23 protein-coding genes are annotated in these 26,642 nt (G+C 71.0%); 11 read left to right on the forward strand and 12 right to left on the reverse strand.

What is annotated here, in order from left to right; translation table 11 throughout:
• Positions 1-26: 26 nt before the first annotated feature.
• A complete protein-coding gene (locus ACFCXS_RS24885) occupies positions 27-797 on the reverse strand; it encodes a Pr6Pr family membrane protein (protein ID WP_376645532.1) in 771 nt (256 codons plus the stop codon).
• 135 nt (positions 798-932) lie between these two features.
• Entirely contained in the window at positions 933-1,871 is a 939-nt protein-coding gene (locus ACFCXS_RS24890) for a metallophosphoesterase (protein WP_376645533.1), read from the reverse strand.
• Between the two features lie 133 nt (positions 1,872-2,004).
• Between ACFCXS_RS24890 and ACFCXS_RS24895 the strand changes: the two genes are divergently transcribed.
• On the forward strand, positions 2,005-2,469 hold the full coding sequence (locus ACFCXS_RS24895; protein ID WP_376645534.1) for a GatB/YqeY domain-containing protein: 465 nt from the start codon (positions 2,005-2,007) through the stop codon (positions 2,467-2,469).
• A 318-nt stretch (positions 2,470-2,787) separates the two neighbouring features.
• Here ACFCXS_RS24895 and ACFCXS_RS24900 read toward each other — a convergent pair whose 3' ends face one another.
• Positions 2,788-5,079, reverse strand: coding sequence for a transglycosylase domain-containing protein (locus ACFCXS_RS24900; RefSeq protein ID WP_376645535.1), 2,292 nt, complete (start codon positions 5,077-5,079; stop codon positions 2,788-2,790).
• 408 nt (positions 5,080-5,487) lie between these two features.
• Here ACFCXS_RS24900 and wblA point away from each other — a divergent pair, with 408 nt between their 5' ends.
• Positions 5,488-5,826, forward strand: a complete 339-nt coding sequence (wblA, locus tag ACFCXS_RS24905) for a transcriptional regulator WblA (RefSeq protein WP_376645536.1) — start codon at positions 5,488-5,490, stop codon at positions 5,824-5,826.
• A gap of 96 nt (positions 5,827-5,922) precedes the next feature.
• On the opposite strand, the gene ACFCXS_RS24910 is transcribed toward wblA, so the two are convergent.
• Both ACFCXS_RS24910 and ACFCXS_RS24915 read right to left on the reverse strand, forming a co-directional pair.
• Positions 5,923-7,353 carry an ArsA family ATPase gene (locus ACFCXS_RS24910; protein WP_376645537.1) on the reverse strand — a complete coding sequence of 477 codons (1,431 nt, stop codon included), beginning with the start codon at positions 7,351-7,353 and terminating at the stop codon, positions 5,923-5,925.
• Between the two features lie 165 nt (positions 7,354-7,518).
• Positions 7,519-8,496 carry an ArsA family ATPase gene (locus ACFCXS_RS24915; RefSeq protein ID WP_376645538.1) on the reverse strand — a complete coding sequence of 326 codons (978 nt, stop codon included), beginning with the start codon at positions 8,494-8,496 and terminating at the stop codon, positions 7,519-7,521.
• 106 nt (positions 8,497-8,602) lie between these two features.
• Between ACFCXS_RS24915 and ACFCXS_RS24920 the strand changes: the two genes are divergently transcribed.
• The 4 genes from ACFCXS_RS24920 to ACFCXS_RS24935 all read left to right on the forward strand — a co-directional run bounded on the left by ACFCXS_RS24920 (position 8,603) and on the right by ACFCXS_RS24935 (position 11,034).
• Complete coding sequence (locus tag ACFCXS_RS24920; RefSeq protein ID WP_097218487.1) at positions 8,603-8,761, forward strand: DUF4177 domain-containing protein; 159 nt, start codon at positions 8,603-8,605, stop codon at positions 8,759-8,761.
• Complete coding sequence (locus ACFCXS_RS24925; RefSeq protein ID WP_053669671.1) at positions 8,761-9,222, forward strand: RidA family protein; 462 nt, start codon at positions 8,761-8,763, stop codon at positions 9,220-9,222. The genes ACFCXS_RS24920 and ACFCXS_RS24925 overlap by 1 nt, the downstream gene beginning before the upstream one ends.
• Before the next feature lie 115 nt (positions 9,223-9,337).
• Entirely contained in the window at positions 9,338-10,207 is an 870-nt protein-coding gene (locus tag ACFCXS_RS24930; protein ID WP_376645539.1) for an NUDIX hydrolase, read from the forward strand.
• Positions 10,204-11,034 carry an MBL fold metallo-hydrolase gene (locus tag ACFCXS_RS24935; protein WP_376645540.1) on the forward strand — a complete coding sequence of 277 codons (831 nt, stop codon included), beginning with the start codon at positions 10,204-10,206 and terminating at the stop codon, positions 11,032-11,034. Before ACFCXS_RS24930 ends, ACFCXS_RS24935 begins: the two co-directional genes overlap by 4 nt.
• A 107-nt stretch (positions 11,035-11,141) precedes the next feature.
• On the opposite strand, the gene ACFCXS_RS24940 is transcribed toward ACFCXS_RS24935, so the two are convergent.
• Positions 11,142-11,816 carry a Crp/Fnr family transcriptional regulator gene (locus ACFCXS_RS24940; protein WP_010031945.1) on the reverse strand — a complete coding sequence of 225 codons (675 nt, stop codon included), beginning with the start codon at positions 11,814-11,816 and terminating at the stop codon, positions 11,142-11,144.
• A gap of 380 nt (positions 11,817-12,196) precedes the next feature.
• Between ACFCXS_RS24940 and nth the strand changes: the two genes are divergently transcribed.
• The 3 genes from nth (at position 12,197) to ACFCXS_RS24955 (ending at position 15,450) form a co-directional block, all read left to right on the forward strand.
• The gene (gene nth, locus ACFCXS_RS24945; protein WP_376645584.1) at positions 12,197-13,330 is read left to right on the forward strand and encodes an endonuclease III; all 1,134 of its coding nucleotides are present in this window, start codon (positions 12,197-12,199) and stop codon (positions 13,328-13,330) included.
• A 211-nt stretch (positions 13,331-13,541) separates the two neighbouring features.
• Positions 13,542-14,237, forward strand: a complete 696-nt coding sequence (locus tag ACFCXS_RS24950; RefSeq protein WP_376645541.1) for an NUDIX hydrolase — start codon at positions 13,542-13,544, stop codon at positions 14,235-14,237.
• Positions 14,238-14,250: 13 nt separating this feature from the next.
• Positions 14,251-15,450, forward strand: a complete 1,200-nt coding sequence (locus ACFCXS_RS24955; protein ID WP_376645542.1) for a MarP family serine protease — start codon at positions 14,251-14,253, stop codon at positions 15,448-15,450.
• Positions 15,451-15,504: 54 nt separating this feature from the next.
• On the opposite strand, the gene ACFCXS_RS24960 is transcribed toward ACFCXS_RS24955, so the two are convergent.
• From ACFCXS_RS24960 to ACFCXS_RS24985, 6 genes are all read right to left on the reverse strand, one after another.
• The gene (locus tag ACFCXS_RS24960; RefSeq protein WP_376645543.1) at positions 15,505-15,687 is read right to left on the reverse strand and encodes a hypothetical protein; all 183 of its coding nucleotides are present in this window, start codon (positions 15,685-15,687) and stop codon (positions 15,505-15,507) included.
• Positions 15,688-15,814: 127 nt separating this feature from the next.
• A complete protein-coding gene (locus ACFCXS_RS24965; protein ID WP_376645544.1) occupies positions 15,815-16,753 on the reverse strand; it encodes an alpha/beta fold hydrolase in 939 nt (312 codons plus the stop codon).
• The gene (locus ACFCXS_RS24970) at positions 16,750-17,238 is read right to left on the reverse strand and encodes a phage holin family protein (RefSeq protein ID WP_376645545.1); all 489 of its coding nucleotides are present in this window, start codon (positions 17,236-17,238) and stop codon (positions 16,750-16,752) included. Before ACFCXS_RS24970 ends, ACFCXS_RS24965 begins: the two co-directional genes overlap by 4 nt.
• 120 nt (positions 17,239-17,358) lie before the next feature.
• Positions 17,359-18,795 (reverse strand): Na+/H+ antiporter NhaA, encoded by a 1,437-nt coding sequence (nhaA, locus tag ACFCXS_RS24975; RefSeq protein WP_376645546.1) that lies wholly within the window; start codon positions 18,793-18,795, stop codon positions 17,359-17,361.
• A gap of 222 nt (positions 18,796-19,017) precedes the next feature.
• A complete protein-coding gene (gene acs, locus ACFCXS_RS24980) occupies positions 19,018-20,973 on the reverse strand; it encodes an acetate--CoA ligase (RefSeq protein WP_376645547.1) in 1,956 nt (651 codons plus the stop codon).
• A gap of 413 nt (positions 20,974-21,386) precedes the next feature.
• Positions 21,387-23,756 carry a SulP family inorganic anion transporter gene (locus ACFCXS_RS24985; RefSeq protein ID WP_376645548.1) on the reverse strand — a complete coding sequence of 790 codons (2,370 nt, stop codon included), beginning with the start codon at positions 23,754-23,756 and terminating at the stop codon, positions 21,387-21,389.
• Between the two features lie 291 nt (positions 23,757-24,047).
• On the opposite strand from ACFCXS_RS24985, the gene ACFCXS_RS24990 reads away from it, so the two are divergent.
• Together ACFCXS_RS24990 and ACFCXS_RS24995 are read left to right on the forward strand one after the other, a co-directional pair.
• On the forward strand, positions 24,048-25,313 hold the full coding sequence (locus ACFCXS_RS24990) for a hypothetical protein (protein ID WP_376645549.1): 1,266 nt from the start codon (positions 24,048-24,050) through the stop codon (positions 25,311-25,313).
• A 176-nt stretch (positions 25,314-25,489) separates the two neighbouring features.
• Positions 25,490-26,314 carry an oxidoreductase gene (locus ACFCXS_RS24995; protein WP_376645550.1) on the forward strand — a complete coding sequence of 275 codons (825 nt, stop codon included), beginning with the start codon at positions 25,490-25,492 and terminating at the stop codon, positions 26,312-26,314.
• Positions 26,315-26,642 lie beyond the last annotated feature (328 nt).

The following is a 26,642-nucleotide window of genomic DNA, read 5'->3' on the forward strand; positions in this document are numbered from 1 at the left end:
CGACGTTTACTTTAGCCCACCCGTGGCTAGAGACGAAATCCGGTTTTGCCGCGGTGGCGGATGGGGTTCGGGCGGGCGTGGTCGAGGGCCACGAGGAGGACGGCCAGGGCGTAGAAGGAGAGGCCCAGGAGGAGGGCGTTGCCGAGCACCCGCTTGAAGCCGTCCTGGCCGACGTCCAGGAAGGGGTAGAGGTAGCGGTCGGGGGTGCCCGGGAGGAGCAGCTCGCCCCGGGTGAGGCAGAAGGCCAGGTAGGCCATCGGATAGAGGAGCCAGGTGCTGGCCTGGCGGAGGTGCATGCGGCCGGGGGACGTGAGCAGGAGCCAGTCCACTACTGCCGCGATCGGCGTCACCGTGTTCAGGACGCCGTGGGAGAGGGCATGCCAGCCCTTCGGCGTGGCCGCCTCGCCCGTGAGGGAGAACGGGCTCGCCTCGTTCGCCAGCAGCAGGTGGTGCACCAGAGCGGCGATCACGACGTAGAGCAGCGTCGCGCCCGTCACCGCACCCGGCAGGGGACGTCTGGCCGTCCAGGCGCGGCGGGCCGAGAGGGTCATGACCAGGGCCAACAGCAGGTTGCTCTGGATCACGAAGTAGCTCAGGGCCCGGGACGGGTCGCCGAGGAGGAGTTCCAGTGCCACGCCCCCGGTCGCCACGAGGGCGACCAGCAGGCGGAAGGCCGCGGCCGCGGGGCGGCGGACCGGCGTGACGACGGCCGTGGCGGGAACGGGAGCGGGCTTCAGCGCCGGCGGGGACGGTATCGCTGGGAGGTCCGGGATGTCCCGGGGTATCGGGGCGGTCATGCCCCCACGCTGGCAGAAACGGACATAGGGGGCGATGTGGGCGGGGCTGTGCGGGTTACCCCCACCCGGGACGGGGCGGGGTCAGCCCCACCCGGGACGATGCCGCCCCCGTCCCGGCACCTCCCCTGCCGGGCCCTACCTCCCGGCCGCCTCGCGCCCGACCAGCGTCAGCAACGTCGCCTCCGGCGGGCACGCGAACCGTACCGGTGTGTAGCGGTTCGTGCCGCAGCCCGCCGACACGTGCAGGTACGACGTACGGCCCTCCGCCGTGTGCGTGGACAGGCCCTTCACCCGCTCCGTGTCCAGGTCGCAGTTGGTGACCAGGGCGCCGTAGAAGGGGATGCACAGCTGACCGCCGTGGGTGTGGCCGGCCAGGACGAGGGGGTAGGCGTCGGCCGTGAAGGCGTCCAGACTGCGCAGGTAGGGGGCGTGGACCACGCCCATCGAGAAGTCCGCCGACTCGGACGGACCGCCCGCCACCTGCGCGTAGCGGTCCCGCTTGATGTGCGGGTCGTCCAGGCCCGTGAGCTCCACCGAACCGCCCTCGAGCTTGAGCTCGCCGCGCGTGTTGGTCAGGTTGAGCCAGCCCGCCGCGTCGAAACCGTCCCGCAGGTCCTCCCACGGGTTGTGCACCACGCCCTCGGCCGGCGCGTTGCCGTTGAGCCCGTGGCGGCCCTGGGCCTTCTCGAGCAGGTAGCGGCCGGGATTGCGCAGCTTCGGGCCGTAGTAGTCGTTGGAGCCGAAGACGTACGCGCCGGGGAACTCCATCAGGGGGCCGAGCGCGTCCAGTACCTCCGGGACGCCCTCCGGGTCGGAGAGGTTGTCGCCCGTGTTGATCACGAAGTCGGGGCGCAGACCCGCCAGGGACCGCAGCCAGCGCTGCTTCTTGCGCTGGCCGCCGACCATGTGGATGTCGGAGACCTGGAGCACGCGCAGGGGGCGCATTCCCGGCGGCAGAACCGGGACGGTGACCCGGCGGAGGCGGAAGGAGCGGGCCTCGAAGCCCGCCGCGTACACCAGACCGGCGGCGCCAGCCGCCGCGATTCCCAGGGGGACTCCGTATCGCGCGCGCATACGACCATCGTGTCAGACCCCGGCCGTGGTCCGTGCCGGGCGGTGCCCGAAATCCCCTGATCGCACCGGCCCTTCGGACACGGCCCCCTAAATCGAGGGCGCCGTTCCTTGCGGACCTGCGACAATCGACCGCATGACCACGCTCAAGTCGAAGCTGCAGGATGACCTCAACGTTGCGATCAAGGAGCGCGACGAGCTGCGCTCCTCGACGCTCCGGCTGACGCTCGCCGCGATCACCAAGGAGGAGGTCGCGGGCAAGGAGAAGCGCGAGCTCTCCGACGACGAGGTCCAGAAGGTGATCACCCGGGAGGCGAAGAAGCGGCGTGAGGCGGCCGACGCCTTCGCCCAGGGCGGTCGCGCCGAGCAGGCCGAGCGGGAGAAGGCGGAGGGCGAGGTCCTCGCCACGTACCTGCCGCAGCAGCTGTCGGACGAGCAGCTCCAGCAGATCGTCACCCAGGCGGTCGAGGAGGCGAAGGCCGCCGGTGCCGAGGGGCCGCGGGCCATGGGCGCGGTCATGAAGATCGTGAACCCGAAGGTGGCCGGACAGGCCGAGGGCGGCCGCGTCGCCGCCGCGGTGAAGAAGCTGCTGGCCGGCTGACCTGCTCATCGGCCCCGAGGCCCCCGGCCTCCTCCGCCGCGGAGCCGGCGCCCAGCGGCCACCGTGCTGCGACCGGCTGAACCGGCTGACCATTTGACCGGCTGACCGGCTGACCGGCTGACCGGCTGACCGGCTGACCGGCTGACCGGCTGACCGGCTGACCGGCTGACCGGCTGACCGGCCCACGGACGACGAGGGCCACAGACGACGAGGGCCACAGACGACGCCGGACCACGCACCACGCACCACGCAACGCAGACGGCCCCTCCCACCCACCCGGGTAAGAAGGGGCCGTCCCCGTTCCGTCACACCGCCGGCTCAGCCGAACCTGCCGCCGTTTCCGTTGCCGCCGCCGTTGCCCTGCCCCCGGAAGAAGCCCTCCGGGATGGAGAACGAGGGCGTCGGGAAGGTCTCGCCGCCGCCTCCGCCGTTGTTGTTGCCGCCGACCAGACCGCCGATGAAGCCGTCGTCGCCACCGTTGCCGCCGTCGCCACGGCCGCCGCCGTTCTCGTCCCCGTCACCGCGGTCCCGCGGCTTGCTGTCGGGGATGTGCACGGTGTTGAAGTCCTCGACGGGCCTGCCCTCCAGCGCGCCGGACATCATGTCGCCCCAGATCGGACCGGGGACCTCGCCACCGAACACCTTGCCGTACGACCGGCCGCCGATGGTGATGCCGGACATCTTGCGCTTGTGCGCCGGGTCGCCGACCCAGACCGCACCGGCCATGTTCGGCGTGTAACCCACGAACCAGGCCGCGTAGCGCTCGTCCGTCGTACCGGTCTTGCCGGCGCTGGGTCGGCTGCCGAGACCGGCCTTCTTGCCCGTACCGTCCTCGACGACGCCCTTCAGCAGCGCGTTGATGGTGTCGGCAGTGTTCTCCGACATCGCGCGCGAGCATGTCGACTTCGGCACCTCGAGCGACGTCGTCTTGTCACCGACCCGGCGGCTGACCGACTCGATGGCGACCGGCGTGCAGTACATGCCCCGCGAGGCGAAGGTCGCGTACGCGTTCGCCATGGTCAGCGGCGACATCTCCTGGGTGCCGAGGGCGATCGAGGGCACCTGCGGCATCTTGTCGCCGTCGGCCCGCACGACGCCCATCTTCTTCGCCATCGTCGTCACCGGGCAGATGCCGATGTCGCTGATCATCTGCACGTAGTAGGTGTTGACCGACTTGGCGGTCGCCTCCCGCATGTCGTACGGGCCGACCTCGGAGGAGTTCTCGTTCTGCAGCTTCGCCGGGTCGTTGGGGTCGTTCACCCACCGCTTGCCGTCGCAGGCCGAGACCGGGCTCGGGTACGCCATCCGGTAGGGCGAGGAGTACACCTTGTTCGCCGGCATGCCGTCCTCGAGGGCCGCCGCCGCCACGATCGGCTTGAACGTCGAACCGGGCTGGTAGCCCATGCCGCCGCCCATCGACTGGTCGACGGAGAGGTTGATCTGCGTCTCGTTCTTCTTGAAGCCGTACGGACGCGACTGGCCCATGGCGAGGATCTTGCCGGTGCCGGGCTTGACGATCGTGGCGGCGGTGGCCACCTCGTCGCTCTTGTAGACGTGCCTCTTGATGGACCGCTGTGCGGCGTTCTGCGACTGCGGGTCCAGCGTCGTGCGGATGGTGAGGCCGCCCTGGTTCCAGATCTTCGCGCGCTGCTCCTTGGTCTTGCCGAAGACCGGGTCGGTCAGGAAGACCTCGCGCACGTAGTCGCAGAAGAAACCCGCGCCCTTGACGGCGGTGATGCAGCCGTTCTTGGGCTTGCTGACCTTGAGGCCGAGCGGTGCCTTCATGGCGTCGGCGGCCTGCGCGGAGGAGATGTCGCCGACGGCGGCCATGCGCTGGAGCACGGTGTTGCGGCGCTTGGTGGCCTCCGTCTCGTCGTTGACCGGGTCGTACCGGCTGGGCGACTGGACGATGCCGGCGAGCAGGGCCGACTGCGCCAGGGTGAGGTCCTTGGCGGACTTGGAGAAGTAGCGCTGGGCGGCGGCCTCGACGCCGTAGGCCTGCTGGCCGAAGAACGTGATGTTCAGGTAGTTCTCGAGGATCTTCTTCTTGCCCAGCTCCTCCTCGACCTGGATCGCGTACTTGAGCTCGCGGATCTTGCGGCCGATGGTCTGCTGGGTGGCCTGCGCGACCTTCGTCGGGTCGTCGCCCGCCTCCTCGACGAAGACGTTCTTCACGTACTGCTGCGTCAGCGTCGAGGCGCCCTGGGAGACCTCACCGCTGCGCGCGTTCTTGTCGAGGGCGCGCAGGACGCCCTTCAGGTCGACGGCGCCGTGCTGGTAGAAGCGCGAGTCCTCGATGGCGACGATCGCCTTCTGCATGTACGGCGAGATGTCCTTGAGGGGGACCACCGTGCGGTCGCGCGAGTAGACCGTGGCGATCTGGCCGCCGTCGGCGTCGAGGATCGTGGTGCGCTGACTCAGCGGCGGGGTCTTCATGCTGACCGGGAGCTCGTCGAAGCTCTCGACCGATCCCTTGGCCGCCAGGCCCAGCGCGCCCACGGCGGGCAGTGCGATGCCGGCCAGCACGGCTCCCGCGAGGACACTGACACCGAGGAACTTGGCGGCCTGCTGCGTGGGAGACAGACCACCGCCCGAGCGCTTCTTTGGCATGAGGGCAGCCTACGTTCTCATTCGCCGGACAGGCGTATAGGCCTTGGCCTAAGCTGCTCTCAACTGTCACAGCAGTGAGGCCACGTATCAATACGTCCGGCGACCCCGAATCGTTCTGGGTGTTCCCCGACTTTTTTGTCGGGGTCGTGTCCGAATCCGCCTTGTGTGTCATACGGCGTCCGTTGTGACGCAACTGAACTGTCCTGGTTTGCCGGGAAAGTTACGTATGTCGCCAGCTCACTCCTCCGGGTGATCTGCCGCTTACCCATAGTCCGTTCGGGCCATTCAAGATTGGGCCCGCTGGGGGTGTTGCGCTGTGCCCGCCTTCCGTAACGTCCTCAACTGGCGGCGGTGAATATGCCGCTGCCGCCGTGGGGGAGCCTCGATTCGGGAGAGGACGGCGCCGGTATGGGCTGGGTAGTCGACTGGAGTGCGCAGGCGGCCTGCCGCACTACCGATCCGGATGAACTGTTCGTTCAAGGAGCAGCGCAGAACAGGGCCAAGGCGGTGTGCACCGGCTGCCCGGTGCGCACGGAGTGCCTGGCCGACGCGCTCGACAACCGCGTCGAGTTCGGTGTGTGGGGAGGCATGACGGAGCGGGAGCGCCGCGCACTGCTGCGCAGGCGTCCCACGGTGACCTCCTGGCGCCGGCTGCTGGAGACGGCGCGCACGGAGTACGAGCGGGGGTGCGGTGTGCTGCCCCTCGACGACGACGAGATCTACGAGAACTTCGCTGCGGTGAGCTGAGGAATTCCCACGGAGTTCCCCTCGGGGACTCCCGGGCCCTGGCACGAACCCTCGCCGCCGGGGCCGACGAGTCCCGCAGCCGGCTGACCCGCCCGCTCAGGCACTCGCCTCGGGCGGTTCCGGAAGGTCGGCGGGATCGGGAAGCTCACGCTCGTCGGCCGCGAGCCGGTCGCCGATCTCGCGCAGTCCCGCGAGGTCGTGCACGTCCCCGGGCAGCGCGGCCACTTCCGTCACGGCCACCTCGGGGTGGAGCGCGGTGAAGCGGTCACGCGTGCGCTGCTCACGGGAGAGCAGCTGCATGCGGTCGGCGTGCAGCCTCAGCAGGCCTGCCGTGAGCTGCTCGACGGACCGCTCGGGGTCTTCCGTGTGCTCCGCGTCCCCGTTGTCCCCGGTCTGCTCGGTGTCCTCGACGTCATCGGTGGGGGAGCCACCTTCGGGAGCCGTTGCACGAGCTGGTGTTCCGGGCGTGGGAGAGTCTGAACTGTCCTGTGCGTCTTGGGAGTTACGAAGTAGTGCTTTCCCGTCCTCCTGATCCACAATGCGGGGCTCTTCAAGATTTTCCGCAGCGGCGAGCGCCCGCTCGGCCGACAGCCCGTCGGCGCCGCTGCCGTGGACCCGGTTGAGCACCAGGCCCGCCAGCGGCATGTCCTCCGCGGCCAGCCGCTCCACGAAGTAGGCCGCCTCGCGCAGCGCGTCCCGCTCCGGGGCGGCGACCACGAGGAACGCCGTGCCGGGCGCCTGGAGCAGCTTGTACGTCGCGTCCGCGCGGGTGCGGAAGCCGCCGAAGGTGGTGTCCATCGCGGACACGAACGTCTGGACGTCCTTGAGGAGCTGACCGCCGAGCAGCTTGCCGAGGGTGCCGGTCATCATCGACATCCCGACGTTCAGGAACTTCATCCCGGCCCGGCCGCCCAGCTTCGCGGGCGCGGTCAGCAGCCGGATCAGCCGGCCGTCCAGGAACGAGCCGAGCCGCTTGGGCGCGTCCAGGAAGTCCAGCGCCGAACGGGACGGCGGGGTGTCGACGACGATCAGGTCCCATGCGTCCCGGGCACGCAGCTGCCCGAGCTTCTCCATCGCCATGTACTCCTGCGTGCCCGCGAAGCCCGCCGAGAGCGACTGGTAGAAGGGGTTGCCCAGGATGGCGGCCGCCCGCTCGGGGTCCGCGTGCGCCTCGACGATCTCGTCGAAGGTGCGCTTCATGTCGAGCATCATCGCGTGCAGCTCGCCGCCCGCCGCGTCGTCGATGCCCTTCACCCGGCGCGGGGTGTTGTCCAGGGAGTCGATGCCCATGGACTGGGCCAGCCTGCGGGCCGGGTCGATGGTCAGGACGACCACCTTGCGGCCCCGCTCGGCCGCGCGCAGCCCCAGCGCCGCCGCGGTCGTCGTCTTGCCGACCCCGCCCGAACCGCAGCACACCACGATCCGGGTCTTCGGGTCCTCCAGCAACGGGTCGACGTCGAGCAGGCGCGCGGGGGCGAGGTGCGGGCGGGCCGGATCGTGGGTGTGGGCCGGGTCCGGACGACTCATGACATCCCCTGCTTCCGACTCATGACGGGCCTTGCCTGTCTGTCCTGGCGCGTGACGCGCGCCGCACGCGTGCCCCGTCCGGCCTGGCGCGTGACGCGCGCTGCTCGCGTGCCCCGTCCGTGCCGGCTCATGACACGCCCCGCTCACGTGCCTGCCCGCGCCGGCTCATGACACGCCCTGCTCGCGCAGCTCGCGGGCCAGCTCGTACAGCCCCGCCAGGTCCATGCCCTCGGCGAACAGCGGCAGTTCGTGCAGCTGCAGGCCCAGCTCGGACAGGACCGCTCGCTGCTCGTGCTCCAGCGTGTACCGCTCGGCGTACTCCTCGGCCTGCGTGAGCAGCGGGGCCACCAGCCGCTCGGCGTGCCCGCCGCGCCGCGCCCCGCCGAGGCCCGCGGACGACAGGGACCGCGCGACAGTGGAACGCGGGACCGTCCGCAGGAGTTCCAGGTCCGTCTCGTCCAGCACCTCCGGCCGGACCATGTTCACGATGATCCGCCCCACCGGCAGCCGGGCCGACCGCAGCTCGGCGATGCCGTCCACGGTCTCCTGGACGGGCATCTCCTCCAGCAGCGTCACCAGGTGCACCGCCGTCTCCGGCGACTTCAGCACCCGCATCACGGCCTGCGCCTGATTGTGTATCGGGCCGATCTTGGCGAGGCCGGCGACCTCGTCGTTCACGTTCAGAAAGCGCGTGATCCGGCCGGTCGGCGGGGCGTCCATGACGACGTAGTCGTAGACGAACCGCCCGCTGCGCTCCTTGCGGCGCACCGCCTCGCACGCCTTGCCGGTCAGGAGGACGTCCCTGAGGCCGGGCGCGATGGTGGTGGCGAAGTCGATCGCGCCGAGCTTCTTCAGGGCCCGTCCTGCGCTGCCCAGCTTGTAGAACATCTGGAGGTAGTCCAGAAGGGCCAGTTCGGGGTCGATGGCGAGGGCATACACCTCCCCGCCCCCGGGTGCTACCGCGATTTTCCGTTCCTCATAAGGCAGCGCCTCCGTTTCGAAGAGCTGCGCGATGCCCTGACGGCCCTCGACCTCGACGAGAAGCGTCCGCTTCCCCTCCGTGGCCAGGGCCAGCGCTAGGGCCGCGGCCACCGTGGTCTTGCCGGTACCGCCCTTGCCGCTGACGACCTGGAGCCTGCTCACGTATTCGAGCCTAACCAGTCCGCGCCCGGGCTACGCGGGAGGCTGTGGACAACCGGTGCGGTGGTGGCCGCGTGGCCCCCGCCCGCCAGGGGCTAGAGTCGGCCGCATGACCAAGTGGGAATACTCGACTGTGCCGCTGCTCGTCCACGCCACGAAGCAGATTCTGGACACCTGGGGCGAGGACGGCTGGGAGCTCGTCCAGGTCGTGCCCGGGCCGAACAACCCCGAGCAGCTCGTGGCCTACCTGAAGCGGGAGAAGCAGTAGTGGGCGCCGTCGAGGCGAAGCTCGCCGAGCTCGGCCTGAGCCTGCCCGACGTGGTCCCGCCGCTCGCCGCCTACCAGCCGGCCGTGCAGTCCGGCCCGTACGTCTACACCGCCGGGCAGCTCCCGATGGTGGAGGGCAAGCTTCCGGTCACCGGCAAGGTCGGTGCGGAGGTCACGGCGGAGGAGGCCAAGGAGCTGGCACGCACGTGCGCTCTGAACGCCCTGGCCGCCGTCAAGTCCGTCGCCGGTGACCTGGACCGCATCGCGCGCGTGGTGAAGGTCGTCGGTTTCGTGGCCTCGGCCTCGGACTTCACGGGCCAGCCCGCGGTGCTGAACGGCGCGAGCGAGCTGCTCGGCGAGGTCCTCGGCGACAAGGGCGTGCACGCGCGCAGTGCCGTGGGCGTCGCGGTGCTGCCGCTGGACGCGCCGGTCGAGGTCGAGATCCAGGTGGAACTCGCGTAACTCCCCTCGGGCGCGTCAGCGGGCCCTTCAGCGGGCTCTTCAGCGGGTCCCAGCTGCGGAATCCGTCCCCGGGGGCCACTCGAACATCCGCCCGTCACGGGATAGCCTCGCGCCCATGGCGAACGGTCAGTGGTACCCCCCGGAGTGGCCGGACCGCATCCGCGCACTCGCGGCCGGCACCCTCACCCCGGTGACTCCCAAGCGCGCGGCCACCGTCATGCTCCTGAAGGACACCGGCAGCGGCCCCGCCGTCCACATGCTGCGCAGACGCGCCTCCATGGCCTTCGCCGGAGGCGCGTACGCGTATCCGGGCGGCGGTGTCGACCCGCGCGACGACGACCACCAGGTCCGCTGGGCGGGCCCCACGCGCGCGTGGTGGGCCGACCGGCTCGGCGTCGACGAGACGGCGGCCCAGGCGATCGTCTGCGCGGCCGTGCGCGAGACGTACGAGGAGGCGGGCGTGCTGCTCGCCGGGCCGGCCCACGACTCGGTCGTCACTGACACCACGGGAGCCGGCTGGGAGGCCGACCGGGCCGCCCTGGTCGCCCGGGACCTGTCCTTCGCGGAGTTCCTGGACCGCCGCGGCCTGGTCCTGCGCTCCGACCTGCTGGGCGCCTGGACCCGCTGGATCACCCCGGAGTTCGAGGCCCGCCGCTACGACACCTGGTTCTTCGTGGCCGCGCTCCCCGAGGGACAGCGCACCCGCAACGCCTCCACGGAGGCCGACCGCACGGTGTGGATCGCCCCGAGCGAGGCCGCGGCCGGGTACGACAAGGGCGAGCTGCTGATGATGCCGCCGACGATCGCGACCCTGCGCCAGCTGACGGCGTACGACACGGCCGCCGGGGCACTCGACGCGGCCCAGGGGCGTGACCTCACGCCGGTCCTGGCCACCGCCCGCCTGGTGGACGGGGAGCTCGTGCTCTCCTGGCCGGGCCACGACGAGTTCACCAAGCACATCCCGACCGGTGGAGCCACCGCATGACGGACGCAAGCGCCCTTCCCGGCCAGCCCCGCGGCGGGGTCCTCTCGGGGCCCGCCACCGCGCGGGCCGTCAACGTGCTGGCCCCCAACGCGTCGGCCATGACGCTGGACGGCACCAACACCTGGATCGTCTCCGAGCCGGATTCGGACCTGGCCGTGGTGGTCGACCCGGGGCCGCTGGACGACGCGCACCTGCGCCGGGTCGTCGCCACGGCCGAGCAGGCCGGCAAGCGCGTCGCCCTCACCCTGCTGACCCACGGCCACCCCGACCACGCGGAGGGCGCCGCCCGGTTCGCCGAACTGACCGGCACGCGCGTGCGTGCCCTCGACCCGGCCCTGCGCCTGGGCGACGAGGGTCTGGCCGCCGGAGACGTGATCACCACCGGCGGGCTGGAACTGCGTGTCGTACCGACCCCCGGCCACACCGCGGACTCCCTCTCCTTCCACCTCCCGGCCGACCGGGCGGTCCTCACCGGCGACACGGTCCTCGGCCGCGGCACGACGGTCGTGGCCCACCCCGACGGCCGCCTCGGCGACTACCTGGACTCCCTGCGCCGGCTGCGCTCCCTGTCGGTCGACGACGGCGTCCAGACGGTCCTGCCGGGCCACGGCCCGGTCCTGGAGGACGCACAGGGCGTCGTCGAGTACTACCTCGCGCACCGCGCCACCCGCCTCGCCCAGGTCGAGACGGCCGTGGAGGACGGCTACCGCACCCCCGCGCAGGTCGTCGCCCACGTCTACGCCGACGTGGACCGCTCCCTGTGGCCGGCGGCGGAACTGTCGGTACGGGCGCAGATGGACTACCTGGAGGAACACGGGCTCATCTAGAGCCCGCTGCGACAGGAGAGCCGGCAGCGCGGCAGGTTCCCCTTCTGACGACGTCGGGCCCCGTCTCGTGAGGAGACGGGGCCCGACGTCGTAGGGCAGGGTGCGCGTCAGCGGGAGCGCTTGGCGAGGCGCTCCACGTCCAGGAGGATCACCGCGCGGGCCTCCAGGCGGAGCCAGCCGCGCTGGGCGAAGTCCGCGAGGGCCTTGTTGACCGTCTCGCGGGACGCGCCGACCAACTGGGCCAGCTCCTCCTGCGTGAGGTCGTGCACGACGTGGATGCCCTCCTCGGACTGCACGCCGAACCGGCGCGACAGGTCGAGCAGAGCGCGGGCGACGCGGCCCGGGACGTCCGAGAAGACGAGGTCGGACATCGCGTCGTTGGTCTTGCGCAGTCGGCGCGCGACGGCGCGCAGGAGCGCGGTGGCCACCTCCGGGCGGGCGTTCAGCCAGGGCTGGAGGTCGCCGTGGCCGAGGCCGAGCAGCTTGACCTCGGTCAGTGCCGTGGCCGTCGCGGTGCGCGGGCCCGGGTCGAACAGCGAGAGCTCACCGATGAGCTCACCGGGGCCGACCACGGCCAGCATGTTCTCGCGGCCGTCGGGGGACGTGCGGTGGAGCTTCACCTTGCCCTCCGTGACCACGTACAGGCGGTCACCGGGGTCGCCCTCATGGAACAGCGAGTCACCGCGGGCGAGGGTCACCTCACTCATGGAGGCGCGGAGCTCCGCGGCCTGCTCGTCATCGAGCGCCGCGAAGAGCGGATTGCGCCGCAGAACGTCGTCCACGAGTTCTCTCCTTGTCGACCTGCTCAGGGGATCTTGCTCCCCCGTGTACCGAGGGACCGTGGTGCCCATTTTGTCGGGCGGTCCAAACAGTGTGATCTGTCACAAGGATGCCGCACACGTGTCCCGGGGTACGCGGCAGGGGTCCAATTGGGCGCCGATCTTCAGGGGCCGGGCCGGATGTCGGTGCCGGGCCTTAGGCTGGCCGGGTGTCCAAATCGCCGGTGAGAGCACAGGCCGAGGGGGCTGCGCGGGTGGTTGTACGTCGCGATTCCGCTGTGGGCGAACAGAGCCCCGATGGCGGTAGGAAAACGGCGAAAGAGAACAAGACGGAACCGGTGAGGAAGGCGGCGTCCGGGGAGCAGGCCGGGCCCGGGAAGAAGGTGGGGTCCACCAAGAAGGCGGCCTCCGCGAAGAAGGCGGCCTCCGCGAAGAAGGCGGCCTCCGCGAAGAAGGCGGCCTCCGCGAAGAAGGCCGCCCCTGCGAAGAAGGCGGCCTCCGCGAAGAAGGCGGCCTCCGCGAAGAAGGCCGCCCCTGCGAAGAAGGCGGCCTCCGCGAAGAAGGCCGCGTCCAGGACGTCCGCCGCCGGGAAGGCCGCCGCCGGGAAGGCCGCGAAGGGGGCTTCCAAGAGTGCCGGCGTGAGGAAGGCGCCCGCCGCCAAGAAGGTGGTGGTCGCGCCGAAGAAGGCCACGGCCCGCGTCAAGGGCACCGCCCCCGCCAAGGCCGTCGTCCACCCGCCGGGCGACGAGTCGCCCACCGCCCTGGTCCGCCGGGCCCGCCGGATCAACCGCGAGCTCGCGGAGGTCTTTCCGTACGCGCACCCCGAGCTGGACTTCGCCGACCCCTTCCAACTGGTCGTCGCCACGGTCCTGTCCGCCCAGACGACCGACCTGCGCGTCAATCAGACGACCCCCGCCCTCTTCGCCACGTACCCCACCCCGGAGGACCTGGCCGCCGCCAACCCCGAGGAGGTCGAGGAGATCCTGCGCCCGACCGGCTTCTTCCGGGCCAAGACCAAGTCGGTCATAGGGCTGTCGAAGGCCCTGGTCGAGGAGTTCGGCGGGGAGGTTCCCGGCCGGCTGGAGGACCTGGTCAAGCTGCCCGGCGTCGGACGCAAGACCGCGTTCGTCGTGCTCGGCAACGCCTTCGGCCGCCCCGGTATCACCGTGGACACCCACTTCCAGCGCCTGGTGCGCCGCTGGCAGTGGACCGGCGAGACCGACCCCGACAAGATCGAGGCCGCCGTCGGCGCGCTCTTCCCGAAGAGCGACTGGACGGATCTCTCGCACCACGTGATCTGGCACGGCCGCCGTATCTGTCACGCCCGCAAGCCCGCGTGCGGCGCCTGCCCGATCGCTCCGCTCTGCCCGGCGTACGGCGAGGGCGAGACCGACCCGGAGAAGGCGAAGAAGCTCCTCAAGTACGAGAAGGGCGGCTTCCCCGGGCAGCGTCTGAACCCCCCACAGGCCTACCTGGACGCGGGTGGCAAACCGGCGCCGCCACTGGGGGCCGGATGAGCCGCCCGAACCGTCCGGTGAGCCGCCCGAACCGACCGGCGCACCACCCGAACCGACCGGCGCACCACCCGAGCCGTCCAGCGCGCCGTCCGCGCCGTCCGGCGCACCCCCCGGCGGGCAGGGCGCGCCGCCCGTTCAGGGGATCCCGGGGGTTCGCGGAACGATCTCAGGCCGGTTGCGCGTTGGACGCGGCAGGACGACGGGGGTGGCGATGACGCGCGCGAGCGACACACAGGGTGGCCCGGTGACGCTGAGCAAGGACGGGCTGCCCGGCTGGCTGGGCCCCGTGGTGCACGCCGTGGAGACGGTCCGTCCGGGGCAGCTGAGCCGGTTCCTGCCGCCGGAGGACGGGGCGGGCCGGCAGTCCGCCGTGCTGGTCCTCTTCGGCGAGGGCGCACACGGCCCGGAGCTGCTGCTCATGGAGCGCGCCAGCTCGCTGCGCTCGCACGCCGGGCAGCCCTCCTTCCCGGGTGGCGCCCTCGACCCCGAGGACGGCGACCCCGGCGGCGACGGCCCGCTGCGGGCCGCCCTGCGCGAGGCCGAGGAGGAGACCGGCCTCGATCCTTCCGGCGTCCAGCTCTTCGGCGTCCTGCCGCGGCTCTACATCCCGGTCAGCGGCTTCGTCGTCACGCCCGTGCTGGGCTGGTGGCGCGAGCCGAGCCCGGTCGGAGTCGTCGACCCGAACGAGACCGCCAGGGTCTTCACCGTCCCCGTGGCGGATCTCACGGATCCGGCCAACCGGGCGACCACCGTCCACCCCAGCGGCCACCGGGGTCCGGCATTTCTGGTCGAATCAGCCCTTGTCTGGGGTTTCACGGCCGGAATCATCGACCGGCTGCTGCACTTCGCGGGCTGGGAGCGGCCCTGGGACCACGAGAAGCAGGTCCCCCTCGACTGGCGCGCATGACAGGGTGGCCTCCGTGAACGTGCTGGACATCTTGTTGCTGGTCGCCGCCGTGTGGTTCGCGGTCGTGGGGTACCGCCAGGGGTTCGTCGTCGGCATCCTGTCGGTGATCGGCTTCCTGGGTGGCGGCCTCGTCGCGGTCTACGTGCTGCCCGTCATCTGGGACGCGCTGACCGACAACGCGGAGGTGAGCACGACCGCCGCCGTCGTCGCGGTCGTCGTCGTCATCGTCTGCGCATCCGTCGGCCAGGCCCTCACCACCCACCTCGGCAACAAGCTGCGCCGGTACATCACCTGGTCCCCGGCCCGCGCCCTGGACGCCACCGGCGGCGCCCTGGTCAACGTCGTGGCGATGCTCCTGGTCGCCTGGCTGATCGGTTCCGCCCTCGCGGGCACCACGCTGCCGACCGTCGGCAAGGAGGTCCGCAGCTCCAAGGTCCTGCTCGGCGTCTCGCAGGCCCTGCCGGACCAGGCGGCCACCTGGTTCGCGGACTTCTCCTCCGTCCTCGCGCAGAACGGCTTCCCGCAGGTCTTCAGCCCCTTCTCGAACGAGCCGATCACCGACGTCCGGCCGCCCGACCCGGCCCTCGCGAACAGCCCCGTGGCCGACCGCGCCCAGCGCTCCATCGTCAAGGTCATGGGCACGGCCCCGAGCTGCGGCAAGGTCCTGGAGGGCACCGGCTTCGTCTTCTCCGACCGGCGCGTGATGACCAACGCGCACGTGGTGGGCGGGGTCGACGAGCCGACCGTGCAGATAGGCGGAGAGGGCAGGAAGTACGACGCCAAGGTCGTGCTCTACGACTGGCGGCGCGACATCGCCGTCCTCGACGTGCCGGACCTGAAGGCGCCCGTGCTGCGGTTCACCGAGAAGGACGCGAGCAGCGGCGACAGCGCGATCGTCGCGGGCTTCCCGGAGAACGGCGCGTACGACGTGCGCGCCGCCCGGGTGCGCGGCCGTATCACGGCCAACGGCCCGGACATCTACCACCGCGGCACGGTCCGCCGCGACGTCTACTCCCTCTACGCGACCGTCCGTCAGGGCAACTCCGGCGGCCCCCTGCTCACACCCGACGGCAAGGTCTACGGCGTCGTCTTCGCCAAGTCGCTGGACGACGCCGCGACGGGCTACGCGCTGACCATGGACGAGATCCGGCAGGACATCACCAAGGGGCGCACCGCCGTCCGGCAGGTGAGCAGCGACAGCTGCGCCCTCTAGGAGCGGTGGCCCCGGAGCGGCAGGTGTCGGGGTGTCACTCGCGCGAGTGATGCCTCAGTCGCGTGTGTGGCGAAGACGTACGGAGACCCAGCGGGCGCGGCGGCGGAGGATGCGCGGAATCCCGACCCGGGGGTCCGCGGTCGCCATCTGCGGTGTGCCGCTTCGATGGTGGGGGTTCGCACCGCCTGCCGAGCGGCGATTGCGGGTTGCGTCACTGTAGTCGTGCGTCCAGCCCATACCCCGACGTGTGCCCCCGCCCCATGGTCGATAACCGCTCCCGGGGCCTCCAATTGGCCTATGCGCCAGGCAATTGGCCGTTCGTAGGACAGGCGTTCACCAGCCGGTACCGGGTGCGGTCGGCCGGTCACCGGTCGGGTTCGGGATCCCGCAGCCAGTTGATGAGTTCCGAGGAGAAGGCGACCGGGTCCTCCTCGTGCGGGAAGTGCCCGAGGCCGTCGAACAGACGCCAGCGGTAGGGGGCTTCGACGTACTCGCCGGAGCCGGCCGCGCTGCGGGTGCGCATCACGGGATCGAGCGAGCCGTGCAGATGCAGCGTCGGCACCCGCACCGGCCGCTTCATCCGGCGGTTGAACTGGATGCCGTCCGGGCGGGCCAGGGAGCGCACCATCCAGCGATACGGCTCGACCGCGCAGTGCGCCGCGGAGGGGATGCACATGGCGCGGCGGTACGTCTGCAGCGCGTCGTCCTCGGGCGGGCGCGGCCCGGACCACTCCTGGATCAGCTCCGCCACGAGCGCCCCGTCGTCGGCGGTGAGCTGCCGCTCCGGGATCCAGGGCCGCTGGAACCCCCAGATGTGTGAACCGGCGCGGGTCTGCTTGACGTCCCGCAGCATGGCCGAGCGCCAGCGCCGCGGGTGCGGCATGGACGCGACCGCCAGGCGCCGCACCAGCTTGGGGCGCATCGCCGCCGCCGTCCAGGCGAGGTATCCGCCCAGGTCGTGGCCGACCAGCGCGGCATCGGGCTCGCCGAGGGAGCGGATGACGCCGGTGACGTCGAGCGCGAGGTTGGCGGGGTCGTAGCCGCGCGGCGTGCGGTCGCTGCCTCCGACGCCCCTGAGGTCCATGGCGACGGCCCGGAAGCCCGCGTCGGCGAGTGCCACCAGCTGGTGCCGCCAGGTCCACCAGAACTGCGGGAAGCCGTGCAGCAGCAGCACCAGCGGCCCGTCGCCCAGCTCGGCGATGTGGAAGCGGGCGCCGTTGGCGGCGACGTCGCGATGGCTCCAGGGGCCGTCCAGGAGGACGGCCGAAGCCGGTTGAGCAGGGGGCGGGGCGGGGTCCGTCATGACGACGAGCGTGCCACAGCCTCGATGGCCTCGGGGACCCGGTCCTGCGCGAGCTCCGGCCGCGGGTGCGGCTTGGCCTTCTGCAGCACGACCGCGGTCTCCTTCATCGACGCGGCGACCTTCTGCGGGCCCTTGCTCTTCTTGGCCTTCTTCGCGAAGGCCACGCCGATCAGCGCGAGCACCCCGGCGACCAGCACGTTCGCCGCGAACGACAGCAGGAAGCAGACCGCGAGGTTCCAGTCGCTCCAGGTGCGGATGCCGTACGCCAGCGCGAAGTTCAGCATCGGCAGGGAGAAGATCAGCACCGCGCCGGCCGCCGAGAAGGCGCCGCCGCTGGTCGCGCCGCGCTTCACGTCCTGCTTGAGCTGAGCCTTCGCCAGCGCGATCTCGTCGTGCACCAGCGCCGACATTTCCGCCGTCGCCGAGGCGAACAGCTGGCCGATGCTGCGTTCGGCGCCGACCGGGCTGCCGTCGGGTGCGCTCATCGCGGGTCTCCCTCTTCTGCGTACGGTCCGTTTTCCGCGTCTTGTTCCTGACCCGCCGCAGTCGTCCGACTGGGTACGGCCCGACTGCGTACGGTCCCGTCTTTGTACCGTCTCGTCAGATCATGCCGGACGGTGGTGGTCATCGCCTGCCCCGCCCGGTACTTCGGCAAGCCCGTGGCGCGCCGCTGCCTTCTCCTGGGCGATCCTGCGGTGTTCGGCTGCCTTGCGCTCGTAGACGGCGGCGAGCCGCAGGTGGTACGCCGGATCGTCCTGCTCGTACACGTCCGGGATGCCGTCGGCGTCCTCGTCGCGCTCCTCGTCCTCCCACAGTCGTCGGTACTTGGCGTTGCGGATCTTCAGCAGGACGGTCGCGAGTGTCGCGGCGATGAGCGAACCCAGCAGGACGGCCGCCTTCACCTCGTTCGTCATCGTCGCGTCGCCGTCGAAGGCGAGTTCGCCGATGAGCAGCGACACGGTGAAGCCGATGCCGGCGAGGGTCGCCACCGCGAACACGTCCGCCCAGGCGAGGTCGTCGCTGAGCGAGGCCCTCGTGAAACGGGCCGTCAGCCATGTCCCGCCGAAGATGCCGAGCGCCTTGCCGACGACGAGACCGAGGACCACACCGAGGGTCTCCGGCTTGGTGAACACGTCGGCGAGCGCTCCGCCGGACACCGCGACGCCCGCACTGAACAGCGCGAACAGCGGCACCGCGAGGCCCGCCGACAGAGGCCGTACGAGGTGCTCGATGCGCTCGCCTGGGGAGCGGTCCTCACCCTCGTACCGGTGGCAGCGCAGCATCAGGCCCATGGCGACACCGGCGACGGTGGCGTGGATGCCGCTGTTGTACATCAGCGCCCAGACGACGAGGCCCAACGGCACGTACACGTACCAGCCGCGCAGCCCCGTCCGCAGCAGCAGCCAGAAGAGCACCAGGCCCGCGACGGCACCGCCGAGCGCGGCGAAGTTCAGGTCGGCGGTGAAGAACACCGCGATGATCAGGATCGCGAAGAGGTCGTCGACGACGGCGAGCGTGAGCAGGAAGGCCCGCAGCGCGCTCGGCAGGGAGGTGCCGATCACGGCGAGCACGGCGAGCGCGAACGCGATGTCGGTCGCCGTCGGCACGGCCCAGCCGTCCAGGGAGCCGCCGCCGGTGACGGTGGTGAGCGTGTAGACGAGGGCCGGTACCGCCATGCCGCACAGCGCGGCGACGACCGGCAGCGCGGCGGCCCTCGGGTCGCGCAGGTCTCCCGCCACGAGTTCCCGCTTGAGCTCGATCCCGGCGACGAAGAAGAAGATCGCCAGCAGCCCGTCGGCGGCCCAGTGCGCGACGGACAGGTCGAGGCCGAGGGCGGCGGGGCCCAGGTGATAGTGGGAGACGCTCTCGTAGCTGTCGTGCAGGGCGGGGATGTTCGCCCAGAGCAGCGCGGTGACCGCGGCGGCGAGGAGCAGCACCCCACCGACGGTCTCGGTGCGCAGCGCGTCCGCAACATAGTTCCGCTCGGGCAGCGACAGCCGGCCGAGGACCTTGCGGGGAGTGGTGGGGCGGGGCGCGGTCACGAGGGAGACCTCCGGTCGGTGGGCAGGACGGAACACATGCCGACCAGACTTCCCGGCGCACCATGGAGCACTTGTTCTGCTCGCATGACGGAGCAGTTGTGTTGCTTAGTTTAGGTAAACGTACGGCTGTACGCATCCGGCGGTCTTCGCCGCCGGAGCGCCCTGACGGAGGGCACCCGGACCTGGGTGCCCTCCGCCGGCGCCGTCATGCCGGTGCCGTGCTCAGTCCTCGCTGGGCGCGGCGGGCAGCTTGGACTGGATGAGGTCCATGACCGTGGAGTCGGTCAGTGTGGTGACGTCACCCAGCTGGCGGTTCTCGGCGACGTCCCGCAGCAGCCGGCGCATGATCTTGCCGGAGCGGGTCTTGGGCAGCTCCGCCACCGGCAGGACCCGCTTGGGCTTGGCGATCGGGCCGAGGGTGTTGCCCACGTGGTTGCGCAGCTCGGCGACCAGGTCCTCGGTCTCCGCGGCCGTACCACGCAGGATCACGAACGCGACGATCGCCTGCCCGGTCGTCTCGTCCGCGGCGCCGACCACGGCCGCCTCGGCGACCGAGGGGTGGGAGACGAGGGCCGACTCGACCTCCGTGGTGGAGATGTTGTGCCCCGAGACGAGCATGACGTCGTCGACCCGGCCGAGCAGCCAGATGTCGCCGTCGTCGTCCTTCTTGGCGCCGTCACCGGCGAAGTACTTGCCCTCGAAGCGCGACCAGTAGGTGTCGATGAAGCGCTGGTCGTCGCCCCAGATGGTGCGCAGCATCGACGGCCACGGCTCGGTCAGCACCAGGTAGCCGCCACCGCCGTTGCCCACCTCGTTCGCCTCGTCGTCGACGACCGTCGCGGCGATGCCGGGCAGCGGCGTCTGCGCCGAGCCGGGCTTCGTCGCGGTCACGCCCGGCAGCGGGGTGATCATCATCGAGCCGGTCTCGGTCTGCCACCAGGTGTCGACGACCGGGGTGCGGTCGCCGCCGATGTTCTTGCGGTACCAGACCCACGCCTCGGGGTTGATCGGCTCGCCCACCGAGCCCAGCACCCGCAGGCTCGACAGGTCGAACTTGGCGGGGATGTCGTCGCCCCACTTCATGAACGTGCGGATCGCGGTCGGCGCGGTGTAGAGGATCGTCACGCCGTACTTCTGCACGATCTCCCAGAAGCGGCCCTGGTGCGGGGTGTCGGGCGTGCCCTCGTACATGACCTGCGTCGCGCCGTTCGCCAGCGGGCCGTAGACGATGTACGAGTGGCCGGTCACCCAGCCGACGTCGGCGGTGCACCAGTAGACGTCGGTCTCCGGCTTGAGGTCGAAGACGGCGTGGTGCGTGTAGGCGGTCTGCGTGAGGTAGCCGCCGGAGGTGTGCAGGATGCCCTTCGGCTTACCCGTGGTGCCCGAGGTGTACAGGATGAACAGCGGGTGCTCCGCGTCGAACGCCTGCGGGGTGTGCTCCGCGCTCTGGCGTCCCACCACGTCGTGCCACCACACGTCGCGGCCCTCGGTGAAGGCGACCTCCTGGCCCGTGCGGCGCACGACCAGGACGTGTTCGACGATGCCGGCCCTCTCGACGGCCTCGTCCACGGCCGGCTTGAGCGCGGACGGCTTGCCCCGCCGGTAACCGCCGTCGGAGGTGATGATCACGCGCGCGTCGGCGTCCTGGATACGCGTGGCGAGCGCGTCCGAGGAGAACCCGCCGAAGACCACCGAGTGGGCGGCGCCGATCCGGGCACAGGCCAGCATCGCGATCGCCGTCTCGGGGATCATCGGCATGTAGACGGCAACCCGGTCGCCCGCCTGGACTCCCAGCTCCAGCAGGGCGTTGGCCGCCTTGGAGACCTCGTCCTTGAGCTCGGCGTAGGTGATCGCGCGACTGTCGCCCGGCTCGCCCTCGAAGTGGATGGCGACCCGGTCTCCGTGCCCGGCCTCCACATGGCGGTCGACGCAGTTGTAGGCGACGTTGAGCTCGCCGTCCTTGAACCACTTGGCGAACGGCGGGTTCGACCAGTCGAGGGTCTCGGTGGGCTCCTTGGCCCAGGTCAGCCGGCAGGCCTGCTCGGCCCAGAAGCCGAGCCTGTCAGCCTTGGCCTGTTCATACGCCTCCGCGGTGACGTTGGCGTTCGCGGCCAGGTCGGCGGGGGGCGCGAAGCGTCGCTCCTCCTTCAAGAGGTTGGCCAGGCTTTCATTGCTCACGGCATCTGCCTTTCCCAGGGTGTCCGTTGTGTCCCAGGCCACAGCTCATCAGACCCGGGGGTGCGATGACAAGGGCCGACCGCCGATTGGTTTAGACCTGTTGGGCGGTGCTGTCGGGGACCGGGGTCATCCGTACCCACGGACGCCGACCAGGGAAAGTTCAGTGCGTGTGCTGCCCGCCACATGTGTCGTGAGGGAGCCGAGGGGGCAGCGCCGATGGTCGAGAAGACCTCGACGGCCGCCGGTGACCGGGTCTCCGGCGGCGTCGTGGGGTTGCAACGGTGCTGGCGCCGGCGGTGGCGGGGGTTGCAGCGGCGGTGGCGCCGGCGCGGCGGGGGCTGCGGTGGCGGTGGGGGTGGCGGCAGCGGCCGGGGCGAGGGCCGGGCCGGGGGCGCCCCGGCCCGGCACCGGGCTCATGTCGTCAGGTCCGACTCCCGGACCCGGTCGAAGACGCCACCGGCGTTCGTCTCGGTGAGCAGGTACGCCTCCGCCTCGCCCACGTGGAAGTACATCCCGTGCAGCTCCAGGCTGCCCTCTTCGATGGCCCGGGCCACCGAGTCGTGGGCGCGCAGGTGCTCCAGCTGCTGGACCACGTTGGTCAGGCAGAGCTGTTCGACCGTGTCCGCGGGGGAACGCCCGGCCAGCCTGCCCCCGGGCAGACTGTCGTCGGCCATGCGCTCCAGGCTGGGCAGCCCGTGCCGCAGCCACCGCTTCAGCGGGCTCCGGGCGCCCCTGGGCTCGGATGCGAGCAGCGCCTGCATGGCGCCGCAACCCGAGTGCCCGCACACCGTGATGGAGCGCACCTGGAGCACGTCCACGGCGTACTCGATCGCCGCCGCCACCGAGTCGTCACCGCTCTCTTCGCCCGGGCGTGGGACGAGGTTGCCCACGTTGCGCACGACGAACAGGTCACCCGGACCGCTGGAGGTGATCATCGAGGTGACCAGCCGGGAGTCGGCGCAGGTCAGGAACAGCTGCGAAGGCTGCTGCCCCTCTCTCGCCAGCCGTGCCAGCTCGCTGCGCACCAGCGGTGCGGTGTTGCGCTGGAACGCGCTGATGCCACGCGCCAGTTCGTGCCCGCTGGCTCCGCCGGTGCCCGCCGGATCCGGGTCGGAGCGGTCCGGCCCGTCCGCCTTCTTCTCGGCAGGGGGTACGGACCGGGGACCGTCGCACTGGTGGTTGCGCCAGGGCGTCCAGGGCCGGCAGCGGCAGTCGCCGGAGGTTTGGGGCTCGGAGATACGGGTGCCGGGATGACGGCCGGTGATCTCGACGGTGCCGCCCTGCGCGGTGTGTGTCTTCTGCCAGTCCTGCAGCGTCTCGTACGCCGCGTGGTCCATGAACGACCCGTCCAGCTCGACGACGGCGTCGGCACCGTGGGGCACGAGATGCAGGGCCCGGCTGAGCCGCGGCACGGCGAGGAACGTCAACTGTCCTCTGACGTGTACGTGATGGGCTCCTTCCGACTCTTCGTGCGTGATGCGGGTGCGGGTGAGGCGGTGCAGGGCGACGCCGACGGCTGTGGCGATGCCGAGCGCCACGCCCTCCAGGACGCCGAGGGAGACCACGCCGAGGGTGGTGACGGCGTAGACCCACACTTCACGGTGGCGGGTCACCGTGCGGATGTGGTTCAGGGAGACCATCTGGATGCCGACGGCCATCACCAGGGCGGCGAGCGAGGCGAGCGGGATGAACTCCAGGATCGGGACCATCAGCAGCGTGGCGATCACTACGAGAACGCCGTGCAGCATCGTGGAGTTCCGGCTGACCGCGCCCGCGTGCACATTCGCCGAACTTCGCACGGCCACACCGGCGATGGGCAGTCCGCCGAGCGAGCCGGAGACGATGTTGGCCGCTCCCTGCCCGAGCAGTTCGCGGTCGAGGTTCGAGCGTCCGACGCGGGGCGAGAGGCCGGGGCGGCCGGCCACCAGCTTGTCCACGGCGACCGCACCGAGCAGCGACTGCACGCTGCACACCAGCGTGGTGGTGAGCACGGCGGCGACCAGGCCGAGCACGGGGCCCTCCGGCAGAGAGGCCAGGGCGTGGTTGCTCCAGGACGGCAGGTCGACCTTGGGCAGGCGGAGCCCGGCGAGGGCGGCGGCCGAGGTGGCTCCGGCGACGGCGACGAGCGCCGCCGGGACCGTGCGCAGCAGGCGTCCGGCGCGGCCGGGCAGTCGCGGCCAGAGCAGCAGCAGTGCCAGGGTCAGCACGCTGACCGACACCGCCGCGGGGCGCATGTGCGCCAACTGGGCGGGCAGAGCACGGAGGTTGTCCGGCACGGAGCTCTGCGGTGTGCCGCCGAGCACGATGTGCAGCTGGGCGACGGCGATGGTGACGCCGATCCCGGCGAGCATGCCGTGCACGATCGCGGGGCTGACGGCGAGGGCGCCACGGGCCACGCGCAGGCAGCCGAGGCCCAGTTGGGCGATGCCTGCGAGGACGGTGATGGCGCAGGTGGTCCGCCAGCCGTACCGATGGATGAGGTCGGCGGTGACGACGGTGAGTCCGGCGGCCGGTCCGCTCACCTGGAGCGCTGAGCCGCCGAGCCGCCCGGCGACCAGCCCGCCCACGGCGGCGGCCACGAGTCCGGCCTGGAGGGGGGCGCCGGTGGCCAGGGCGATGCCCAGGGACAGGGGCAGTGCGATCAGGAAGACCGCGATCGAGGCCGACACGTCGGCACCCGCGATCCGGAATCGGCGGGGCCCGGCCGGCGGCGGACTGTGGGGCGGATGGGTGCGTTCGGTTCGGTTCGGGTCGGTGACGCGTGTGGGGACGCAGGCTGACATGTCTTTCCCGTCTCCTCCGGGGCTGCGCGGTCGCATGACTGGGGGGCCGCTCGGGGCGGGGTATCGGTCGCGGCGGTCACGGCGTAAATCGGCGGGATGAATCAACGCTCGGTAAACGAATCGTAATGCAGAGTAAAGGGCAAGCATGGACTTTACGGGCAAATGGGCGAATGGATCACTCTGAAGAGTGAAGTGGCCATTTGATCGGCTTGTCCTACTAATTCCTTCTCGGTCTCGTGCGAATTTGGCGGCGCTGTCCGCACCCGAGAGAAGGAAGAAGGTGGACGGAACATGGCCGCCACCCACAGGATCGCCGCGGGTTCCGTGATCGCAGCGGTCTGCGCCGCATCGCTCGCCGGCTGCGCGACCGACACCCCCCCGCCCAAGACTCCGGAACCGCAGAAGGCGACGCCCGCACAGGCGCCGAAGAGCGCGGTCCGGCTGATCGGAGACGGCTCCACCGCCTACACCGGGGCCCAGCCGCACCTGCCCCGGCCCGAACGCCTGCGACCCGGCCAGAAGCCCCCGCAGTTCGTCGTCTTCTCCTGGGACGGCGCGGGCGAGGACAGCCAGAAGCTGTTCTCCCACTTCCGCGAGGTCGCCAGGAAGAACAACGCGACCATGACGTACTTCCTGAGCGGCGTGTACATGCTGCCGGAGGACAAGCGCGACCGGTACCGGCCCCCGCAGCACTCCCCGGGCCGCTCCGACATCGGCTTCAACGACCGCCGCGGCATCGCCGCCACCGCGAAGCAACTGCGCCTTGCATGGCTGGAGGGCAACGAGATCGGCACCCACTTCAACGGCCACTTCTGCGGCAGCGGCGGCGGCGTCGGCGAGTGGTCGGTGCGGGACTGGAAGGACGAGATCTCCCAGGCCAAGCAGTTCGTCAAGACCTGGAAGACCAACGCCGGCCTGAAAGGCGCTTCCCCGCTGCCCTTCGACTACGACAAGGAGCTCATCGGCGCCCGCACACCCTGCCTGGAGGGCCAGCGCAACTTCATGAGGGCGGCCCGCGACATGGGCTTCCGCTATGACACCAGCGGCGTGAACGACCAGGTCTGGCCGAAGAAGAAGCTGGGCCTGTGGGACGTCTCCATGCAGCTCGTGCCGTTCCCCGGCCACTCCTTCGAGCAGCTCACCATGGACTACAACTTCATGGTCAACCAGTCCGGCACCACCACCCAGGGCAATCCCGCCAAGTTCGACTTCTGGGGCGACCAGATGCGGGACGGCCTGCTCAGGGGCTTCTCACGGGCCTACAAGGGCAACCGCGCGCCCCTGATCATCGGCAACCACTTCGAGTCCTGGAACGGCGGCACCTACATGCGGGCCGTCGAGGAGGTCATCGAGACGGTGTGCACCAAGGAGGAGGTGCGCTGCGTCTCGTTCCGGCAGCTCGTGGACTGGCTCGACGCGCAGGACCCGAAGACGCTGGAGAAGCTGCACACCCTGCCGGTCGGCCAGGCGCCCGAGGCGGGCTGGGCGTCCTTCCTGTCGGACCGGCCCGCCCCCGCGCCCAAGGGCGTGCCCGGGGCTCCGGCGGCCGGTAGGTAGTCCTGTCGGTAGTCCACTGGGCAGTCCTTCGGTCGGACGCCGTGTGGCGCACGCGCGCGTGAATCAGATGTCGTGTGGCGCACGCGCGCGTGGATCGGATGTCGTGTGGTGCACGCGCGCGTGAAGAAGGCCACTCCCCGGTGGGACGGGGCCCCGGGGTGCGTAGGGTCGTACTCATGAGTACAGCAGGCGCGACCGCCGACCCCCTCGCGGCCCTGGGGGCGCTGCCCGGAGTGGCCGATTCCGTGGAGTCCGTGCGCAAGGCCGTGGACCGGGTCTACGGACACCGGGTCATGCGGCGGCGCAGCAACGCGATCACCTCCGAGGCCGCGCTGCGCGGCGCCCGCGGTTCGGCCGCACTGTCCGGCGCGGACTGGGCCCTGGAGGAGGTGCGGCGGCGTACGGACTTCAGCGGTGACGACGAGGCCCGCACCGTGGGTGCCGCACTGCGGCTCACCGCGGAGGCGGGCCAGCTGCTGTCGATCTGGCGTCAGTCACCCCTTCGGGTGCTGGCCCGGCTGCACCTGGTGGCCGCCGCGGACAAGGGTGACCAGGTGGGACGGCCGCGCAAGGAGGGCGAGCCGGTAGACGAGCCGCTCGTCGGGCTGCCGCTGCCGAGCGCCACCGAAACGCACGGCAGGCTGGACGGACTGGCCGGGCTGATCATCGCGGGCGGCTCGGCTCCGGCGCTGGTGACGGCCGCCGTCGTGCACGGCGAGCTCCTCGCGCTGCGTCCCTTCACGTCCCACAACGGCCTGGTCGCCCGCACGGCCGAGCGCATCGTCCTGGTCGGCAGCGGGCTGGACCCGAAGTCGGTCTGCGCGGCCGAGGTCGGTCACGCCGAACTGGGACGCGACGCCTACCTGGAGGCCCTCGCCGGATACGTCTCCGGTACCCCGGAGGGTGTCGCGGCCTGGATCGCCCACTGCGGCAGGGCGGTCGAACTGGGGGCGCGCGAGTCGATGGCGGTGTGCGAGGCGCTGCAGCGCGGAGCGGCCTGACACCGCCGGTCCACATAAATGCGGCGGTACGAGTTCTCGTACCGCCGCTGGCATGAGCATCGGGTTACCAAGCGTCCTCGATATGTGCCCATCAGGTCGGGAGCTTTGCCCGTCCCCTGGTGTGGCTGGCCCGTATTCGACGGGTCGACGTCGCGTGGGTGCCCGGTGTTCATGCTCGGTCCGTGGGGCCAAATGCGTAAAAAAGGTGATCCTCTCGGATGTCCTTGGTCTCGCGGGCCGTTGAATCCTTTGTACTCCTGCCCCGCAGCAAGCGGAAGTCCAGGTCCTACTTCTTTACTTTCGGGTCCATGCGGGAAAGGCAATCGTC

The sequence above is a fragment of the Streptomyces sp. NPDC056373 genome (assembly GCF_042262425.1).
Taxonomy (GTDB): Bacteria; Actinomycetota; Actinomycetes; order Streptomycetales; family Streptomycetaceae; genus Streptomyces.